Genomic DNA, 19,638 nt, shown 5'->3' with positions numbered 1-19,638 from the left:
TCAGGGGCGTGAGCGCACCACCAGCACCCGCCGCGAGCTCAGACCATGATCATCGGTGACGAGGATCTCGTGGGTGCCCACCGCGGGTGTCCACCACATCCGCTCGTCCGCTTTCGCCTTGCCCAGGAACTTCCCGTTGACGAACCACGTCAACTCCCGGTCATGCGAGGCCTCGGCCTCCAGCGGGACTTCCTGCTGCTCCGGTGACATGCCCGGAATCAAGAGCGCCACCTGCCCCTCCGCAGGCGAGAGGATCTCCGGAGCATGCTCTGCTCCGCCCGGCTCGCAGCCAGGAGCGTAGGCAGGAGGCTCGGGCAGGCTGCGATGCTGTTCCGTGAGCCAGCGGCGGATGCTCGCGGGCCAGGTCAGGTACACCCGGGTCTCCGTCTCACGCCCGGACCGGCACACCGGGCTCACCGCGAGCCCCGTCTTCGCATCCACCTCGACTCGCTGGTGATAGGGGCACGGCTGCGTGGGCACCGCCGAGCGCCTCGCATACACCTTCCGCCGCTCCTTGCACGCGTCCGTCGGCAGATGGCCCGAGTAGGCGCACACCTCCACGGACGTGAGATCCGGAGGAGGCACTGAGTCCTCCTTCACCGAAGCCCTCCCACGTGGCCCCACGGCCTCCAGCAAATCGAAGAGCAACGGCCCGGCCGCATCCGCTCCCACCAGGTGCACGCTGGGCGAGTTGTCCATGTTGCCCAACCACACCACCGCCGTGTGCCGAGGCCCCGAACCCGCGGCCCACGCGTCCCGATGTCCGAAGCTCGTCCCCGTCTTCCAGTGCACCTGCGCCGGCAGTCCCGTGAGCTGGCGGCGCGCGGGGAAGTCCGGCCGATCCCTCAGCGCGAGCGCACGCCGCGTCAACCACGCCGCTCCCGGAGAGAGCAGCTCGCGAGGCTCCGCAATGGGCTTGCCGTCGTCCAGGATCTTCAGCGGACGTGAGCGCCCGTCCTCCGCGAGCATCACGTACACCCCAGCCAGCTCCAGTGGCGTCACCTCCAGGCCTCCCACGGCCGCGGACAGTCCGTAGTAGCCGGGATCGGACCGGAGGCTCTCCACTCCAGCAAGCCGCAACGTCCCCAGGAACCGCTCCACGCCCAGCCGCTGCAACAGGTTCACGAACGGCAGGTTGAGCGACTGGGAGAGCGCGTACTCCATCCGCACCAGCCCCATGAAGCGCCCGTCGAAGTTGCGCGGCGCGTAGCCGCCATAGGACTCGGGAATGTCCGCAACCAGGTGCTCCGGCAGCACCACCCCGCGATCGATCCCCATCGCGTAGATGACCGGCTTGAGCGCGGAGCCCGGAGAGCGAGGCGTATCGAAGCCGATGATCTGTCCGCCGTGCCGGACATCGAAGAAGTCGAAACTGCCCACCAGCGCGAGCACCTCCGCGCGCTCGTGGTCCACTACCACCGCCACCCCGTTGTGGATCCCCTTCGTCGCCAGATCCGCCGCCGCGTCGCGCATCAGCCGTTCCGCCAGCCGCTGCGTACCCGCATCCAGCGTCGTGCGCAGCCGCGACAGCTCCGGCTGCTTCGTGCGCAGCCACATCGCCGCGTGCGGTGCCTCACGCGGAAAGGGCGTGAGATCCCGAGGCACCGGCGTATTGCGGACCTCGGCAAGCACAGCCCCCGGCGCCACCCGGGCTTGCTCCGGGCCCAGCGGCAACGCCAGCTCCTCCAACAGCCGGCGAGCCACCTCATCCCGCGCCACCTTGAGCCGCTCCGCATTGTCCGGCGTGGGGAAGCGCCGGTTGGGGTTCTGCGGCACCGCCAGCAGCGTGGCGATCTCCGCCGGGCTCAGGTGCGTGGCACGGTGCCCGAAGTACGCCAGCGACGCCGCCTCCACGCCCTCTACGTTCCGCCCGTAGGGAACGAACTGCAGATAGCTGGCCAGGATGTCGTCCTTGGACATGCGCAGCTCGAGCTGCACCGCCCGGAAGGACTCAATAGCCTTCGAGAACAGTGTGCGAGGCCGGGGCTCCAACACTCGCACCAACTGCATGGTGAGCGTGGAAGCGCCCGACACGCGGCGCCTCCTCGTCACGTTGGACACCACCGCACGGACCACCGCCAGCGGATCCACGCCCGGATGCCACGCGAAGCGCTTGTCCTCCAACGCGAACAACGCCCGGAGGTAGGCCGGGTCGATGTCCCGCGCACGCGTGAGGATGCGCCACCGCTCGTCCGGAGCGAGGAAAACGTGGGCCGGAGTGCCGTCCCGATACTCGATGACCACCGAGTGCGGCGCCGCCAGGCGCTCGGGCAACGGCACCAGCCACGCCGCTGCCCCTCCCATCCCAATGAGGGAGAGGAGGAGCAGCAACCCCACGGCCAGCCTTCTACGGGTGATGCGAGGCAGACGCATGAGAGGGCTACAGCAGGTAGTCCTTCCAGGGGCCGGACACCTGCACCTGCTGGCCCGCCTCACGAGCCCAGATGCGAGGATCGTACATGGCCTCCGCCTCCACCGGCGGCAGCGTGAACTTGCCGGCAGTCACCGCGCGCACCGCGTAGACCACCTTCTTCGCCTCGCCCGACTCCAGGCTGCCGAAGACCTCCATCCGGTCGTCCCGGATGTTCACGTAGTCCGCCGCCCACTGCTCCTCGGCGTTCACCCACTCCACGGTGCCGCCGCGCCCGAGCCGGGCATTCTCGATCTCCCAGCCCGCCGGCAGTCGATCCACCAGGGCGATGTTCTGGATGCGCTCACCGCTGGTGTTCTTGAGTTCCACCTCCACGTAGAGCAGGTCCGCCAGGTTCACCGAGTCCCCCGGGTTGACCTCCGAGCCATCGAGCTTCCGGTACGTGCGGTTGATCGACAGCCCCTGGCCGCCCGTCTTGACGTCTCCGCCCGAGCGCACGCCATCGCTGTTGATGATGAGGTAGAGCTTGCCCTCACCCTTCTCCTTCAGATCGAGCGAGATCCCCTTGCGCTCGCTGGCACGAACCAGCGCCCAGGTGCGATCCGAGGCGCGCGCCGTCTTCGCGTTGTCGTTCGACTTCGGAGCCACCTCCTTGCCGTCCGCTGTCAGCGTGGGCGGCGTGAAGCTGGAAGCCGCGCCCGAAACGCGCTTACCCAGCCCGGTGATGCTCCAGACCAGCTCCTGCGTGGTGTACCAGTAGCTGGAGTGCCCGATGAGCGACTGGGCCACCTGCTGCGCCAGCGGCTCGCCCGCCGGATCGTTGCCGAACAGATCCTGGAACGTGCTCAGCATCAACCCGCGGCGGCGGCGATCCGAGTAGAAGGACCAGGAGTTGCGCCGCTCGTCGGTGATGGGCGACAGGTCCGGGTTCTTCAGCTCCTTCTCGTAGCGCCGATCGCCGGCCATGTAGAGCGCGGCCTTGAGCAGGTGCTCCTCCTCGCGCTGCTCGCCGGAGAGCGTCTTCACCTGGGCCAGCGCATCGATGAGCTTCTGCACTCGCGCCTTGCGGCCCTTGCCGGCCATGGACAGCACGTAGTGCATGTAGGCCTCGGCGGACTGGCCGTAGTGGTCATCCCGGCCCAGGGTGCCCTCCTTGCGGTTGAGCTCCTGGCCCAGCCATGCCACCGCGTCATCCAACCGGTCCTGCGGCACGGGGTACTTGAGCTTCTGCGCATCCAGGAGCATGTGCGTGGCGTAGGCGGTGCCCCAAGCCACGGGCTCGGACTGTCCCGGCCAGTAGGCGAAACCGCCCGAGGGCGTCTGCATGGAGAGCGCCCGGTTGATGCCCGCCATCACCATGTCCTCCACCTTCTTGTTGGCGGTGATCGTCGGATCCACGTTGTCGATCAGCTGCGAGACGAACAGCAGCGGGCGCGTGGAGGACGTCGTCTGCTCGATGCAGCCGTACGGGTAGTGGATGAGGTAGCTCAGGTGCTGGAGCGACTCGGCGTACGGGTTGGTGGTGACCCAGAACGTGGAGCGCTCCGTGGTGGGCACCCAGCCCTGGAGGTACTGCGCCAGATCCACCTTGCCCGCCTCCAGCGGGATGCGCTGCACCGTGCGCTCACGCGGCCCCGCGGGCAGCAGGGGCACGTCGAGCTGCTCGAAGGCCGTGAAGCCCCCACCCTCGGCGGTGACTTTGAGGCGCGCGGCGCCCACCGCCATGAGAGCCTTGGCCTGGAAGACGAGCGTGGCTGCCTTCCCGTCCGCCAGATTCACCCGGCCCTCGCTCTTGCCCAGCATCTGCAACGGCGAGCCCAGGGAGGCCGCCGGCATGGCAAGCCCCGGCACCGGCAGGTTCTCCGCAGTCAGGGACACCTTCACCTCCTGCGGGCCGCCGGAGAGATTGGTGAGGAACACGGGGATCTGGATCTCGTCGTTCTGCGTAAGGAAGCGCGGCAGCGTCGTCTGGAGCACCAGCGGATCGCGCACCAGCACCTGCGCATCCGCATGGCCCACGCGCTTGGGGCCCGTCGTGACGGCCATCACCCGCACCGCCCCCCGGTACATGGGCAGGTTGAAGGGGATGCTCAGCTTGCCGTTGGCCGGGACCGGCAACACGCCGCTCCACAGCGCCACGGGCTTCACCGGCTGCACGCGGCCACCCGCCCCACCCTCGTCACCACCAGTGGAGCGAGAGTTGCCTCCCGGAGGCACCAGCAGCGTCCAGCCGATCGTCTCGTACGTCTCCACGCCCAGGGCGCGCTTGGCGAACAGCTCCTTGATCGGATCCGGGCTCTTGAAGCGCGTGAGCGAGAGGATGCCCTCGTCCACCACCGCCACCGTGGCGAAGGTGGGGCCCTCCTGTGTGCCCAGCTCCAGGTTCACCGTGAGGGTGCTGTTGGAGCGCACCTCCTTGGGCACGTCCACCTTCACCGTCTGGGTGAAGTCCGTGGGCTCCAGCGTGACATTGCCCACACCGAAGGCGCGGTCCGGCATGAAGGCCTCCGCGGACTCCAGGTGCGGATCCTTCACCAGGAAGGCCGCCACGTAGACGTTGGGAGCGAAGTTCTTCGGAGTGAAGCTCCAGGACACCTCGCCCGGCTCCACCTGCTTCCACTCGGAGACGATCACCCGATCCGTCTCCGCCGTGAGCAGCACCCGGCCGCGGTACGGCACCTTGAACTTCACGGCGATGGGCTCGTTCACCTTGCCCAGCTTCGGCAGCTCCAGGGCGATCGAGGCCGGCTTCATCGGCCGCGGCGTCTGGTCCACGCGCGCCTCGCCATCACCGTACCAGTAGTAGCGACCATTGCCCTCCAGTTGCAGATCCGTCTGCGCGTTGCCGGAGCGCACACGGACGATGAAGCCCGCGGCGTCCTGCGCCGGCGTCACCTGGAACTGGAACTTCCCGCCCTCGACCTTCGCGGGGATGCGGCCCTCGCGCACGGGGCGCAGGTAGCGCTGGTAGCGCTCATAGCCCTCCTCCTCGTCGTAGTAGTAGCCGTACTCCTCCTCGAGCCGGAGCACCTCCACGTCCAGCGGCTTGAGCGCCTTGGCATCGGTGAGGAGCTTGCCGTCCCAATCCACCACCACGCCAGAGACGGTGAAGGGCTTGCCCCCGGTCACCTTCTCCACGGCGGCCTGGAGGCCCACGTAGTAGGCCTCGGGGTGCATGGGCACCACCACATCACCCACGGTGGAGCGGCCGCTGCCCGCCTCGAACACGCTGGCCTGTGCCACCAGCTTCGCCGGGCCCTTGAAGCCGCCTGCCGTCTCCTTCGCCGGGCACTCCACGAGCGCCTGGCCCTTGTCGTTCACCTCGCCCTTCACCTGGCCCAGCGTGACGGCCTTGGCCTCGGTGGCCTTCTGCCGCCACACGCCATAGGTGAAGTTGGCGTTCTCCTTCGGCTTGAACTCGGAGGGCTCCAGCCGGCAGTTCAGCTCCAGCGGGCTGCCCTCGGCCGAGCCGCCGAACAGGTACGCCGCCTCCACCTTCACCGGCACTACCGCGCCCTGCTGGTAGCCGGGCTTGTCCACCGACGCCGTCACCTTCATGCGCTCGGGGACGAACTCCTCCACCTGGAGGCCGTACGTGGACACCTCGCGATCCGCCACGCGCAGCGACACCCGGTAGCTGCCCGTGTCCTGGAAGGCCTCGAAAGGCAGATCCAGCGCCACCAGGCCCGCCTCGTTCGTCTTCAGCACCACCTTCTTGAACTCACGCTCGCGCGGATCCACCACGCGCAGCTCCACCGGCATGCCGGCAGGAGGCGCCTTGTCCTCCTGGTCGCGAAGAATGGCCGCCACGTGCGCGGTGTCTCCCGGCCGGTACACGCCGCGATCCGAGTAGATCGACGCGCGGTACGGAGCCTGGGCGCGGTACGGCTCGCCCTGCACGTCCGAGTTGGCGATCTCCGTCTTCAGCTCGCTGTACTTCAGGTAGGTCAGGTCATCGCCCTTGCGCGCGATGAGCGCGAACGGCGCCGCCGTGTCCACCGTCTGCGCGGGCACCTGGAGCTTGCATCCGTCCGCGCCGTTGGTGGTGCAGCGAGCCACCGCCTGGCCGCTCTTCTTCACCAGCGACACCTCCACGCCGGACAGCGGCTCGGTGGACTCCATGCCGAGCGCCCACACGAGCACCTCCTGCTCGCCATTGCCGGCGCCCGTGCCCCCGCGCTTGGCCACGAGGCTCAGGTCCGTGAGCAGGATGCGCGCGGCGGCGCGCGTATCGTCGCGCGCAACGGAGACTTCCATCACGCCCCGGGTGGTGGAAGGCACCATGCTGCCCACGTCCACATAGGTGGTGGACAGGGCATCCTCGGGATTCTTGAGGGGGATCTTCCGGGTGACGATCACGTTCGAGGTCCGCTCGTCCGCGGTCTCCTTCTCGTCGTCGCTCATCCAGAAAACGAGGTTCTCCGGCGGCACCTGGCGAATGGTGAGCTCCACCGTGTCCACGTTGAGGTGGTTGAGCGGCAGGTTGCGCCAGGCGCTGCGCGGCAGGTAGCGGCCCGTCGAGGTGAAGGACAGCTGCGGCTTGCGTGCGCTGATCGAATAGCGGTTCTGGAAGGGAGCCAGCAGCTGGCCACCGCCGACGGAGCGCGTGCCCGCATCGATCTTCAGCGTGTACGTGCCGCGCTTGTAGTCGCCGAAGATGCGGAAGCCGCGGCGCGACGGAGAGATGGAGAACTTCACCGCCGGGGTGAAGTGGATGACGTCGGCGGCCACCGCGTCATCCAGCACGCAGCCCAGGTTGGTGTGCTCGTAGTAGTAGGGATCCCACTCTCCCTGGGTGGGGCTGGGCGGAGCGTTCATCTCCACGTCTCGGCAGCTGACCTCCACGTAGAAGCCGGAGTTGCCCTCGGCGGCGGTGACGTTGGTGATGTCCAGGCGCTTGCCACCCTGCAGGGTGAAGGAGTCCTGAGCCACGGGTGCCGTTCCGCCCCCCTTGGGAGACGTCAGCCCCGCCTTCAGCGCCAGGCGCACGGTGGCGCCAGGGTGCAGCAACGGGCTGGTGAGCTGCGCGACGATGACGTGGCGCTGGCTCGCGTGCGTCGTCAGCTTCACGTCGCCGAGGGGCTTACCGTCCACCTGGAAGCTGGCGTACCGGCGCACCGCGCCCGCATCCACTGGACCGGAGAAGATGAGTTCCGCGGTGACCTGCCCCTTGACGGCGTCGACCTGCGCCGGAGCCATGCGGAGGAACGCCAGCGGCGGGGTGGTGAAGCTGTGGCTCCACGCGCCCTCGGACGGGGCTTTCACCACGCCAGCCACCGTGTCCACGGACTCGAGGGTGACGGTGTACGTCGTCCCGAGCTGAAACCCATTGCCCGGGGTGAACGAGAGCGCCGAGTTGTTGCCGAAGAACTCCAGGTTGCCGCCGATATCTGGCGAGAACCGGATGACGGTGCCCCGCTTCCCCTCGCCATCGGGGTACTGGACGGGACGAGAGAACTCGAAGACGACCTTCTCGGGAACGACGCCCTCGGGCCCCAGCTCCTTGATGACGGGAGCGAGGGACTCGGGCGTGATGGGAGACGCGCTCGCCGACGGGCCCTGCTCCGGGCTCGGAGTCGAACCTGACGTGGGAGCTCCCGAAGCGGGCGCCGGTGGCTGCGTCCCGCCCTTGTCTTCCTTGCATGCACCAAGCGCGGTGCCCACCAGGAGCGCCGCCACCAGCCACCGCGCACGGGCGGAGCGGAGCGGACTCGGTGACACGACTGACTGCGGACCCATGTTTCCTCCGAAGGACGGCATCAACTGTTCACGCGGCGTGCCGGGAGTACCGGCACCGCGACTCAGGGGAAGTGTGTTCGCGTGCCCACGGCCCGACGGCGCCCCCCGCGCGTCTCAGGGCCCACAGGGCGGCCTGGGAGCCACGGGGCTCTCCATCCACCACGAGGGCAGCGTTCGCTGGGCGACGCTAGGCGTCACGGTGGCAGCGGTCAACACTCCCCACTACCCCGGGAAAACACGAAATCTTCAATTTAAGTGGAATCTTCTATAAAACCGTGACATGTAGCAGATGCCTTCGTGGTGGTGGCAGCCGGCACTGCCCCCCTTCAACGAAGGCTCCCCCAACACGAGACGCGCGCGCTCTCACTTCTTTCGATCCTCCTGCTTCACGGGACGGGCGTCGCGCATCTCCACTGGAGAACGCATGCACTCCCTCTCACGTCACAAGCTCGTGCTGCTGCTAGCGCTAGTCCTGGGCTGCAGTTCCCGCACGGGAGATCCCGAACCCGCCCCAAGCGGGCAACAAGTAGGACCTCACACTTCGACCCGCCAACAGAAGCTTGCAAGCCCAACCACTGTCCCGGCCTGGAGTTCAGCCGGCTCGATGAGCACGGGACGAACCGCGCACACGCTGACAGCGCTGGGCTCGGGCAAGGCGCTCGTCACCGGCGGCACGTACCGGATTGGCAATCGGTACTACTACGAGAGCAGCGCGGAGCTGTTCGATCCGGCCACGCGGACCTGGAGCAGCACCGCTTCGATGTCGCTCGCGCGCTACAACCACAGCGCGACGCTGCTGACTTCAGGGAAGGTGCTCATCGCGGGTGGCTACACCGCTACCGGCAGCACCTCCTCGGCGGAGATCTATGATCCCGCCACCGGGACGTGGAGCGCCACGGGCGCCATGCACGCCGTGCACATCTTCCACACCGCGACCTTGCTGCCCTCCGGCAAGGTCCTCGTCGTCGGCGGGACGAGCACCAGTGCCAACAGCGCGGAGCTTTATGATCCCGCCACGGGCACCTGGAGCGCTACCGCGCCCCTGGCCACGCCCCGCTCTTCGCACAGCGCGACGCTGGCCTCGGGCAAGGTGCTGGTAACGGGCGGCTCGAGCCTCTCGGGCACCGTGCTCGCCACGTCCGAGCTGTACGATCCCACCACGGGCACCTGGAGCAGCACCGGCGCGCTGGCCACGGCCCGTACCAACCACGCCTCGGCGCTGCTCTCCTCCGGCAAGGTGCTGATCACCGGCGGTACCAGTGACCCGTCCACCCTGCTCAGCTCCGCGGAGCTGTACGATCCGGCCACCGGGAGCTTCTCGGCCACGGGGAGCATGTCCGTGGGCCGCGTGTCCTTCGCCGCGACGACGCTGGCCTCGGGCAAGGTGCTCGTCGCCGCCGGAGACTGGTTCCTCGCCAGCACGGAACTCTACGATCCGAGCACCGGCACCTGGAGCAAGGCGGGCAACCTGGGCTGGTACGGCGGCCGCGCGAAGCCCGCGGTGCTGCTGAACTCCGGTGAGGTGCTGGTGGCCGGCGGCGACAGCGGCCCCACCTTCAACTCGAGCTCGGACGTGTATGGCCCCGTGGAGGTGAGCTGGACGGCCACGGGAGCCCTGGCCGCGGGCCGCGCCTACCCCACGACGACGGTGCTCAACTCCGGCAAGGTGCTCGTGGCGGGCGGTGGCTCTCTCTATGGCCTCGGCAGCATGAATCCCCTGAGCTCGGCCGAGCTGTACGACGCGGCGTCGGGCTCCTGGAGCGCCACCGGCGCCCTGGCGCAGGCGCGCATCCACCACACGGCGACCCTGCTGCCCTCGGGCAAGGTGCTCGTGGCCGGTGGCGACACCGGCAGCGGCTACACCCATGCCTCGGTAGAGCTGTACGATCCGGCCACAGGCACCTGGAGCTCCGCCCCCGCGCTGGCGACGGCACGCACCAACCACGCGGCGGTGCGACTGGGCACGGGCAAGGTGCTCGTCGTGGGCGGCACCGGGACCGGCGGAGCACTCGCCTCGACCGAGCTGTACGATCCGGCAAGTGGGACCTGGAGCGCCGGCGGCAACCTGAACACGCCTCGTGCGTTCGCGAAGCTCATCCTCCTGGCGTCGGGCGAGGTGCTGGCGGTGGGCGGCTCGGGCTCCAGTGGCCCACTCGCCTCGGCGGAGGTGTACAGCCCGACCGCCAACGCATGGAACCCGACCGGTCCGATGACGACAGCCCGCCTCTACCACGAGGCGACCCTGCTGCCCTCGGGCAAGGTGCTGGCGGCCGGCGGCTACAACTCCACCTACAACCCCGTGGCCTCGGCCGAGCTGTACGATCCCGCCACGGGCTCGTGGAGCACCACGGCATCCATGAGCCAGGCGCGCATGGAGTTCACGGCGACGCTGCTGCCTTCCGGCAAGGTGCTGGCGGCCGGTGGGAATGGCACGAGGGGTTCGCTCTCCTCCTCCGAGGCGTACGATCCGAGCACGGGAGCCTGGGCGTCCATGGGCCGAGCCATCCAGGGCCGGACCACGCACAGCGCCGTGCGGCTCACCTCGGGAAAGGTGCTGGTGGTGGCTGGGAGCAGCGGAGGCACCAACCTCGCCTCGGCGGAGCTGTTCACGGATGACTCGGAGGATCCTCCTCCTCCGGCCTGCGCGACCGAGGCGCCGACGCTCACGGTCAACGGCAGTGCGGTGATGGTCCTGGAGTGCCAGCCGGGCGTGATCTACAGCGATCCGGGAGCCACGGCGGTGGACGGGTGCGACAACCCGCTGACGGTGCACGCGTACAACACGGGCAATGACTCGTCCGGGCCCGGCCCGAACCTGCAGTACGAGGGCACCTACTACGTGTCCTACGCGGCGTGGAACGATGCCGGCACGGCGAACGCCATCCGGACGGTGACGGTCGCGGATACGACGGCGCCAACGCTGACGGTCCCCGGGCCGACGCACCTGGTGCACCAGTGCAACAGCCAATGGGTGGAGCCGGCCGTTCAGGCGTCGGACCTGTGCTACGGCGATCTGACGCCCTCCATCAAACGCACGGGCTCGGTGAATGGCTGGGCTGAGGGTACCTACACCGTGAAGTACGAAGTCACCGACTCGGCGGGCCACAGCGCCGTGCCTGTGACGCTCACGGTGGAAGTGGTCGACTGCCCCTGGTAGTTCCGAAGAAGAGGGAGCCCGCTGGAGTGCAGGAATCCAGCGGGCTCCGCCCCTAGAGTACGGCTCCATGGTGCTTCCCATCCGCTTCGTCCTGATGCGCCCGCGCAATGCGGAGAACCTCGGCGCCGCCGCGCGGGCCCTGAAGAACTGTGGGCTGTCCGAGTGGACCTGGGTGCGTCCGGAAGCGGAGGACCTGGGGCCCGCCCGGAAGCTGGCGGTCCATGCGGAGGACGTGCTGGACGGAGTGCGGCGAGCCGACACGCTGGACGAGGCGGTGGCTGACTGCGTGTGGGTGGTGGGAACGAGTTCGCGCAAGGTGGAGGGGAAGCGGCGGCTGTCTCCCCGGGCCGTGGGAGAGGAGTTGGTGGCTCGGGCCGCGCAAGGGCCGGTGGCGGTCGTCTTCGGAGACGAGCGCAGCGGGCTGACGAACGCGGAGGTGGAGCGCTGCCACGATCTGTCCGCGGTGCCGACGGATCCTTCGCAGCCCTCCATCAACCTGGCGCAGGCGGTGTTGCTGTATGCCTACGAGGTGCGGATGGCTTCGTTGGCGGCGGCCCCTCCCGCGCCTGCTCCGCTGCCGGTGGCAGCCTCGGATGAGGAGCTGGCGAGGGTGGAGGCGACGCTGGGGGAGACACTGAAGACCGGAGGGTTCCTCGTGGATGAGCACCCGGGGCGTACGGGGCTGAGGGACTTGTTTGCGCCTCTGCGAAGGTCTCGGCTCACGAGGAACGAGGCTCGCTTGTGGCTGGCGGCGCTCCATACGCTCCGCAAGCGGCTCATCTCGGACCGAAGCCAACCTCCCAGCTGAGAACCCCTCTCCTCCTCGAACACCCGGCAAGCGGGGAGACAGCTCGAAGCGGTTCGCTCTGGGGGACCTACCTTCCTGGGAAAGGTCACCCCATCTGGAGCCAACCATGAATCACATGCCTTACGAAGACACCGGGATGAGCGCCAGCCCCGATCAGGAGCCCCAGCGAGAAGCACCGTCGCACGAGGATCCAGGCCGTACACCTCATTCCGCCGAGGGCACCGAGAACGAAAGGGAGGTTCCCCTGGAGGAGCCCGGCAAGACGCCCGGCTCGGCCGAGGGCGAGGACCCCGACAACCTGCCTGAAGCACCCCGCTACTGACCAACAGAGGACTGGACCTCCCGAAACTCCCCCCTATGCTCCACCAGTCTTGCGAATCGGTGGTCCATGTTCTTCCTCGATACTCTGAGCGAGTACCTCCAAAGCCTCCGGAATCCGGGTACTCAGCCAGAGCCTCCACCGCCTCCCCTCATCGAACCGGCCGCCGCTCGCCTCCATCTCGTGCGATGCCTCGAGCGATTGGAGAAAGAAGCACAGGCGCGAAGTCCTGACTCGCTTGAGTGGCAGACGCGGCAAAACGAGTACCTGCTCGACTTCTGGCACCGGGACGACGCGGTCGCGCGCTTCGCACAGCGCCTGAGCGAGCTCCTCGGCCACAGCATCGCGAGAGACGCCTCGAAGGAGGAGGTCACCTCTTGGATAAAGACGGGCCTTGCTCGCCGGCTGGGACTCCCGGAAGGCCTGCCTACCCGTACCCTCACCCTGGAGTTGGACCGGCTGGCGGGCATCGCCGCGGATGACGTCTTCAATTCCGCCTACGTCACGCGCACGGAGGTTGCCGTCTATGCCCAGGCCATCCGGGCGACACGCAAGGCGGGGCTGTCCCACGAGCTCACGCCTCTTGGCCGCGTCTTCCTGGAACTGAGCGGCAGGGATACCATCCGATGGCTGCTCCACATCGAAGCTGCCCAGGCCACCGGGAACTCTGATCCTTGGCGGCTGAGCAGGAACATCGCCCACCTGCTCTTGAAGAATTGTCCCTGGACACTCACCTGGAACAGAAGTCCCAGCATCGTCTCCGAACCGTTTCTCTCGTGGGTCGCGCTCCATCGCCTCAAGGCGCTCGGCCTGCTCTCCATCCGAGATCAGTTCCTCAATCACGAGACGACGCTGGACCTCTCACAGGTGGGACACGAACTCCTCATGGAGATCGCCAACGAGGAGGAGTCGCCCATGTCGCTGCTGGCGAGCTCTCTCATCGACGATCTCACACGCTCCGCGATCGAACTGGCCAGCGGTTCCGGCAACCAGAATGTCGCCAGCGCCCATGCCAGCGCCGCTGCCGAAGCGACAGCGCGTCAGGCACGGCTCGTGGCTCACGAACTCCGCAACGTCCTGGTGCCGGTCAAGACGACCCTCAGCGCGCTCTATCGGGAAGTGCTGCTGGCACCACCTGGCGAGGCGATAGGACGCAGGAGAGAGAGCATCGACAAGGGGCTCGATGCCGCATTCCGGTTCATCGAACAACTGGTCAAGGTCTCTGCTTTGGGAGCAGTGCCAACCGAGCTCTTCGATCCCTCGTCGGCCATTCGGGATGCGGTGTCCTCCATCACCGAGGAGAGCGGACTGCCGATCGAAACCTCTCTTCCGAAGGATCTTCCTCCCGTCACGGGTCACCGGGCTCGCTTCGTGTTGGCCATCAGCAACCTGCTGCGCAACGCGGCACAGGCCGTGGCACCCGAGTCCCCCCAGATTCGCCTCCTGGCATCCTCTATCGAGAATGCGCGTGCGGTGCTCATCACCATCGATGACAATGGCCCAGGCGTCCCCGAGAACATGCGCCAGGCCATCTTCAACGAGGGCGTCTTCCTCCGCCCAGGAGGCAGCGGACTGGGACTTGCCCTGGTCCGAGAGGTGTTCGAAAAGGAGATGAAGGGGCTGGTGGGCTGTACCTCCTCCCCCCTTGGCGGTGCACGATTCGTGCTCCGTGTACCTACCACTGGCCTGGAGCGGCGATGACTCCGTCCGGAAGAATCCTCATCGTCGACGATGAGCCTGCTTTCCTCGACACCTACCTCCTCATCCTGGGGACAGAGGGCTATGCCGTCGAGGCCGCCCCGGACGCCTCCACTGCCCTTTCGAAGCTCGAGGAGCCGGGGTGGGATCTGGTACTGCTCGACAGGAAGCTCCAGGGCCACTATGGCCCCGACACCGGACTGGACCTCATTCGCGACATCCAAGCGCGAGCCCCCGGTGCCAAGGTCATCCTCGTCACGGGAGTCGCGGACTCGGAGTCCGTGGAGCGCGCGTTCTCGGCAGGAGCCTATGACTACCTGGAGAAGAACGCGTATCTGGAGGCCATTCTCAAGGCCAAGGTCCGCAACGCCATGGAAGCGGCTCGCGAGCGGCGCATGGCCGCGTTGGCCAACGGTAAGCGGGAAGAGACGCTTCGAGAACTCTGGAGCCAGGTGCGCACGGAGCGCGATCCGCACCGGAAGGGCAAGCACCTCGAGGATCTCGTCGCGCTCCTGTTCAAGTCGATCCCTGGCTTCGAGCGGACCCAGACCGATCGCAAGAGTCTCGACGAGCAGATCGATATCCTCATTCCCAATGAATCGGCGGACCCTTTCTGGCAGCAATCGCAGTCGCAGTACTTCCTGGGCGAGTGCAAGAACTGGTCGAAGCCAGTAGACCCCAAGGAACTCGACTCCTTCCGCCTGGACATCAAGCGCCGCTACGGCCGCTGCCGGCTGGGCTTCTTCGTCGCTCTGGGAGGGTTCACCCGAGGCTCCCTCTCCCGGTTGGCGGCAGCGCGTGAGGACGATGCCCTCATCGTCACCCTGGAAGCTCCCCAGGTGAATGAGCTCGTCGAAGCCCGAGACCGGAACGCGAAGCTGAAAGAGCTGCACTCCCGAGCCGTGATGGCCAGCACCCAGGACACTTGATCCCATGGCCCGCAAGTCCCATCCCCGTCAGCCCTCGCCCCCCCAGGACAAGCCCCCGAGCCGAAGCCGCTGGGAGGGCAAGGCGAAGCCTGACTGGCTGTCGCGAGCCCTCGCCCGCGCGGGCGTCCTTCCCCTCCCCGAAGCCGAGGAGGCCATCCGCGCCGGCCGCGTCAGCATCAACGGACGCGTGGTGAAGCAGCCGCTCGCCCCCGTGCCCGAAGGCGCCGTGCTCAAAGTAGACGGAATCGCGATCCAACGTGAGGCGGAGACACGGGTGCTGGCCTTCCACAAGCCCGCGGACCTGCTCACCTCCACCGTGAGCCAGCACCGCACGGGCACGGTCTACGAGGTGCTGCTGCCCCAACTCCCGAACGAGCTTGCCGGCTACACCTGGCACGCCATCGGCCGGCTAGACCGGGGCACCACGGGGCTGCTGCTCTTCACCAACGACGAGAAGCTCGTAGCCCACGCCACGTCTCCGGAGACGCACCTGCCCAAGCGCTACGTAGCCACGGTTCAGGGAACGGCCACCGAAGACAAGGTCGAGCCCCTGCGCAAAGGCGTAATGCTGGAGGACGGCCCGACCCGGCCCGCCAAGGTGAAGCTCCGAGACGAACACACCGTGGAAGTCACCGTCACCGAGGGCCGCCACCACCAGGTGAAGCGCATGCTCGGAGCCGTGGGGTTGCCCGTGCGTGCCCTGCACCGCGAGGCCGTGGGCGGCGTCGAGCTGGACGTCTCCGAGGGCACCTTCCGCCTGCTCACGCCCGAGGAGATCTCCCAAGGCCTGCGCTACAGCGGAAGACCCCAAGGTCCGACGAGCACCCCGCCCGAGGTCCACGAGGGCTGAGTACAGGACAGCAGCAACGAGAGGGCCTCCTGCCTCCTGGCCCGCTGGACTATGCATCGAATGTTTGCGAGTCCTTCGCCGCGCGGAGCAGACGATGCACGCCCACCGCCTCCTCCTGCTTCACCTCCTCACCTTGATCTGGGGCCTTCTCATGACGACACCCGCGTCAGCAGCCACTCCCGATCCACTCCTCACCGAGCTGAAGCGGCTCACCGCCTACGAAGCCAAGGAGCCGCCAGACGTGAAGGAGGTGCGCTCGGAGAAGCGCGGAGACATGACGGTCACCGAGCTGACCTACACGAGTCCGCTCGGAGGCCCAGTCCCGGCCCTGCTCGTGCGTCCCTCGGGCAAAGGCCCCTTCCCGGCCGTGCTCTTCCAGCACTGGGGCGAGGGCAGCAAGACCGAGTTCCTCGATGAGGCGCTCTCGCTGGCCCACGCGGGCGTGGTGAGCCTGATCATCGACGCCCCCTTCGTCCGTCCCGATCCCTGGCGCAAGCCGGTGGTGGGCCTCCAGATGGGAGACACCGGGCGACAGGCCGTGGTGGACCTGCGACGAGGCGTGGACGTCCTGACCCTCCGCCCGGAGGTCGACAGCAAGCGCCTGGCGTACGTGGGCCACAGCTTCGGAGCGACCCTCGGAGGCGCCCTGGCCGGCGCGGAGCCCCGGCTGAAGGCCTTCGTGCTGATGTCCGGCTACGGCGACGTCTCGGAGCTCCTGCGCAACGGCCCCGGGCCCGCCGAGGCTTTGCGCAAGAGCACGCCCCCCGACAAGTACGAGGCCTTCTTGAAGACCCTCGCCCCCTTCGACGGCATCGTGGGCATCCGCGCGGCCTCCGCGGCCTTCTTCTTCCAGTACCCGCGCTCGGATCAAGCCGTCCCCTTCGACCGGATGCAGAAGTACTTTGAGGCCGCGCCCCAGACGAAGCTCCTCAAGACCTACGAGGGAGGCCACGAGTTCAACGAGGCCGCGCGCCGGGATCGAGCCCAGTGGCTGCGCACCTGGCTCGGCTTCGGAGAGCTGCCCGGCCTGGGCCTCCCGATGATCGCCGAGTCCCCCATCTCATCTCCCGCCTGGAAGGCAGCCCAGGCCCCCGAGGTGGTCAAGCTCCGCCCGGTCCTCACCATGCCCGGCATGGAGGAGATCGAGGTCCGCAAGGACATCGTCTACAAGCGCGCGGGCCCCCAGGAGCTCAAGCTCGACATCTACATCCCGGACGTGGCGAAGCGGCGCACCGTACCCGTGGTGGTGCTGGCCCACGGCCTGGTTCCCCCAAACATGGTGCCCTTCCTCAAGGACACCACCTCCTTCATCGGCGAGGCGCGCTGGTTGGCGGCCCACGGCCTCATCGTCGCGGTGCCGGAGCTCGGCACTCCCATCCGAGGCCCCGAACCCGCCCAGTGGTTCACAGGCGTGCCCGACGTGGCGGCGAACTTCCAGGATGCCATCGCCTTCGTGCGCCGAGAGGCAGCCACCTACCGGATCGATCCCGAGAAGGTCGCCGTCATGGCCCTCTCCGGAGGCGGCCTCTGGGGACTGACGCCTGCACTCAATGATCCACCGCCCTACCTCAAGTGCGCCGTGGCCTGGTACCCCCTGCTGGGCACCCTGCCCCCCCTGCCCTCGGAGCTGAACCCGCTGGAGCTGCTGCGCAAGACACAGAAGCCCGTGCCCATGCTCCTGGTCCGCGCCGGCCGGGACATGCCCCAGCTCAACGCCGTGATCGATGCCTTCGTGAAGGAAGCTCGGAGCCATAATGCGCCGCTCACGCTGCTCGAACTGCCGGAGGCTCAGCACTCCTTCGAACTGCTCGACGACGTGGAGAGCAGCCGGGACGCCATGCGCCGCACGGCGGCCTTCCTCAACGAGCACCTCCGCCCTTGAGACCAACACTCTCCGTGCAAGCTCCTTCAAAGCCCGGAGCCAGTCGCGTAGTTTTCCCCCGCAGCGTGGAAGGGTGCTCCGGGAATGGCTGACTTCGATCTGGTGGTGATTGGCTCTGGCCCCGCGGGTGAGCAGGGCGCCGTACAGGCTGCGCGCCTGGGCAAGCGCGTGGCCGTGGTGGAACGCGAGCCCGTGCTCGGCGGCACCGCGGCCAACACCGGCACCCTGCCCTCCAAGACCCTGCGCGAGACGGCGCTCTACCTCTCCGGTTACCGAGCGCGCGGCCTCTATGGCGTGGAGACCACCCTGCGCCACCAGGCCACGGTGACCGACTTCCTCTATCGCGAGCGCCGGGTGAAGGAGACCGAGCGCCAGCGCATCTCCGTCAACCTCCAGAACAACAAGGTGGAGCTGCTCCAGGGCCTCGGCTCGCTCAAGGACGCGCACACCGTCGTGGTGCGCCGCGAGGACCAGCCCGATCGTCGGCTCACGACCGATTGCGTCCTCATCGCCACGGGCTCCTCACCCTATCGCCCCCCGATGTACCCCTTCGGCGATCCCCGGGTGCATGACTCGGACGAGATCCTCGAGCTGCCCGCGCTGCCCAAGGCCCTGGTCGTCGTGGGCGGCGGAGTCATCGGCTGCGAGTACGCCTGCATGTTCGCCGCGCTGGGCACGGCGGTGACGCTGGTGGATCTCAAGAAGGAGCTGCTGGGCTTCCTGGACGACGAGTTCTCCGAGCTGCTGCGCCAGCGCATGGAGCAGCTCGGCGTGCGGATGCGCTTCGGGTTCTCGGTGGAGTCCATCCACGTACCGGAGCAATCCTCCGAGTGCATCCGCCTCACGCTCTCCGGCGGCGAGGTGCTCGAGGTGGATCAGGTGCTGGTGGCCTCGGGCCGCTCGGCCAACACCGCGGGGCTCGGACTGGAGCCACTGGGCGTCAAGTTCGGCAAGCGCGGCCACATCGAGGTGGGCCCCACGTACCAGACGGCTGTGCCCCACATCTACGCGGTGGGGGACGTGATCGGCTTTCCGGCGCTGGCCTCCACTTCCATGGAGCAGGCGCGTCTGGCGGTGCTCCATGCCTTCGGACACCCGTTCAAGCTCGCACCGGTGCTGCCCTACGGCATCTACACCATCCCCGAGGTCTCCATGGCCGGCGAGACGGAGGAGGCCCTGCGCGAGAAGGGCGTCCCCTACGTGGCGGGCCGCGCTGCCTTCCTCACCAACCCTCGGGGCCAGATCATCGGAGAGACGCACGGCCTGCTGAAGCTGCTCTTCCACCGGGACAGCCTCCAACTGCTGGGCGTCCACGTGCTGGGCGAGCAGGCCGCGGAGCTGGTGCACGTGGGCCTCACCGCGCTGGTGGCCGGCGCTGGCGCTCAGCTCTTCGTGGAGACGTGCTTCAACTACCCGACACTCTCCGAGGCCTACAAGACCGCCACCTACGACGCGATCCAGCAGCTCACGGCCGGGTCGCGGTGAGTACCGAGCGGCTCACCGCGTGCCCTTGAGACTCCCCACCGTGAGCCCCGTCATCAGCGGCGCCACGCGGTTGATGCCATCCCCAGAGGAGCGCGCCAGCGTGGTGGCCGGAGCGGCCGTCGCGGCCTTCGCGGGAGGCGCACCCTTGCTGCCCGAGGCGCCTCGCAGCAGCTCCCGCACACGGTTCCACCGGACCTTCTCGTCGGAGACCAGGCGGGAGAGCTCGTCACGCGCGGCGGGATCCTCCAGCTCGCTCGCCGCCGCCGCTACTTTGTCGAGGAACGGCATCAGGTAGCCAAAGTCCCTGTCGAATGCGTCGGGGTTCGCCACGTGTACCTCCGCCAAGAGCCGGGCAGGCACCCTACCCCATCCTTGCGCAGGGAGGGGAATCTCCGCCGTG

11 protein-coding genes are annotated in these 19,638 nt (G+C 68.0%); 8 read left to right on the top strand and 3 right to left on the bottom strand.

All coding sequences use genetic code 11. The features are described from left to right. Together pbpC and KY501_RS42525 are read right to left on the bottom strand one after the other, a co-directional pair. Nucleotides 1–2,373 carry a penicillin-binding protein 1C gene (pbpC, locus tag KY501_RS42530; protein WP_224369887.1) on the bottom strand — a complete coding sequence of 791 codons (2,373 nt, stop codon included), beginning with the start codon at nucleotides 2,371–2,373 and terminating at the stop codon, nucleotides 1–3. Nucleotides 2,374–2,380: 7 nt separating this feature from the next. After that, nucleotides 2,381–8,110 carry an alpha-2-macroglobulin family protein gene (locus KY501_RS42525; protein ID WP_224369885.1) on the bottom strand — a complete coding sequence of 1,910 codons (5,730 nt, stop codon included), beginning with the start codon at nucleotides 8,108–8,110 and terminating at the stop codon, nucleotides 2,381–2,383. 604 nt (nucleotides 8,111–8,714) lie between these two features. On the opposite strand from KY501_RS42525, the gene KY501_RS42520 reads away from it, so the two are divergent. From KY501_RS42520 to sthA, 8 genes are all read left to right on the top strand, one after another. Next, nucleotides 8,715–11,267, top strand: coding sequence for a Kelch repeat-containing protein (locus tag KY501_RS42520; protein WP_224369883.1), 2,553 nt, complete (start codon nucleotides 8,715–8,717; stop codon nucleotides 11,265–11,267). Between the two features lie 67 nt (nucleotides 11,268–11,334). After that, nucleotides 11,335–12,075: an RNA methyltransferase gene (locus KY501_RS42515; RefSeq protein WP_224369881.1), complete on the top strand. Its 741-nt coding sequence runs from the start codon at nucleotides 11,335–11,337 to the stop codon at nucleotides 12,073–12,075. A gap of 106 nt (nucleotides 12,076–12,181) precedes the next feature. Further along, nucleotides 12,182–12,397 (top strand): hypothetical protein, encoded by a 216-nt coding sequence (locus KY501_RS42510; RefSeq protein ID WP_224369879.1) that lies wholly within the window; start codon nucleotides 12,182–12,184, stop codon nucleotides 12,395–12,397. 198 nt (nucleotides 12,398–12,595) lie between these two features. After that, nucleotides 12,596–14,095 (top strand): sensor histidine kinase, encoded by a 1,500-nt coding sequence (locus KY501_RS42505; RefSeq protein ID WP_224369877.1) that lies wholly within the window; start codon nucleotides 12,596–12,598, stop codon nucleotides 14,093–14,095. After that, nucleotides 14,092–15,021, top strand: coding sequence for a response regulator (locus KY501_RS42500; RefSeq protein WP_224369875.1), 930 nt, complete (start codon nucleotides 14,092–14,094; stop codon nucleotides 15,019–15,021). Before KY501_RS42505 ends, KY501_RS42500 begins: the two co-directional genes overlap by 4 nt. Nucleotides 15,022–15,025: 4 nt before the next feature. Next, the gene (locus tag KY501_RS42495) at nucleotides 15,026–15,871 is read left to right on the top strand and encodes a pseudouridine synthase (RefSeq protein WP_224369873.1); all 846 of its coding nucleotides are present in this window, start codon (nucleotides 15,026–15,028) and stop codon (nucleotides 15,869–15,871) included. Nucleotides 15,872–16,022: 151 nt separating this feature from the next. Beyond that, complete coding sequence (locus KY501_RS42490) at nucleotides 16,023–17,753, top strand: alpha/beta hydrolase family protein (RefSeq protein WP_224369871.1); 1,731 nt, start codon at nucleotides 16,023–16,025, stop codon at nucleotides 17,751–17,753. An 84-nt stretch (nucleotides 17,754–17,837) separates the two neighbouring features. Beyond that, nucleotides 17,838–19,238 (top strand): Si-specific NAD(P)(+) transhydrogenase, encoded by a 1,401-nt coding sequence (gene sthA, locus KY501_RS42485; protein ID WP_224369869.1) that lies wholly within the window; start codon nucleotides 17,838–17,840, stop codon nucleotides 19,236–19,238. Nucleotides 19,239–19,250: 12 nt separating this feature from the next. Here sthA and encD read toward each other — a convergent pair whose 3' ends face one another. Then, complete coding sequence (encD, locus tag KY501_RS42480; protein WP_224369867.1) at nucleotides 19,251–19,568, bottom strand: encapsulin nanocompartment cargo ferric reductase EncD; 318 nt, start codon at nucleotides 19,566–19,568, stop codon at nucleotides 19,251–19,253. Nucleotides 19,569–19,638: the final 70 nt, after the last annotated feature.

The organism is Hyalangium versicolor (assembly GCF_020103695.1).
Lineage (GTDB): Bacteria > Myxococcota > Myxococcia > Myxococcales > Myxococcaceae > Hyalangium > Hyalangium versicolor.
The sequence above is the reverse complement of the archived record's forward strand: the minus strand, read 5'-3'. Positions and strand labels throughout refer to the sequence as shown.

Excerpts from the sequence above, each read along its gene's own strand:
- pbpC (WP_224369887.1), bottom strand. The coding sequence starts at position 2,373 with ATGCGTCTGCCTCGCATCACCCGTAGAAGGCTGGCCGTGGGGTTGCTG.
- KY501_RS42525 (WP_224369885.1), bottom strand. The coding sequence starts at position 8,110 with ATGGGTCCGCAGTCAGTCGTGTCACCGAGTCCGCTCCGCTCCGCCCGT.
- KY501_RS42520 (WP_224369883.1), top strand. The coding sequence starts at position 8,715 with ATGAGCACGGGACGAACCGCGCACACGCTGACAGCGCTGGGCTCGGGC.
- KY501_RS42515 (WP_224369881.1), top strand. The coding sequence starts at position 11,335 with ATGGTGCTTCCCATCCGCTTCGTCCTGATGCGCCCGCGCAATGCGGAG.
- KY501_RS42510 (WP_224369879.1), top strand. The coding sequence starts at position 12,182 with ATGAATCACATGCCTTACGAAGACACCGGGATGAGCGCCAGCCCCGAT.
- KY501_RS42500 (WP_224369875.1), top strand. The coding sequence starts at position 14,092 with ATGACTCCGTCCGGAAGAATCCTCATCGTCGACGATGAGCCTGCTTTC.
- KY501_RS42495 (WP_224369873.1), top strand. The coding sequence starts at position 15,026 with ATGGCCCGCAAGTCCCATCCCCGTCAGCCCTCGCCCCCCCAGGACAAG.
- KY501_RS42490 (WP_224369871.1), top strand. The coding sequence starts at position 16,023 with ATGACGACACCCGCGTCAGCAGCCACTCCCGATCCACTCCTCACCGAG.
- sthA (WP_224369869.1), top strand. The coding sequence starts at position 17,838 with ATGGCTGACTTCGATCTGGTGGTGATTGGCTCTGGCCCCGCGGGTGAG.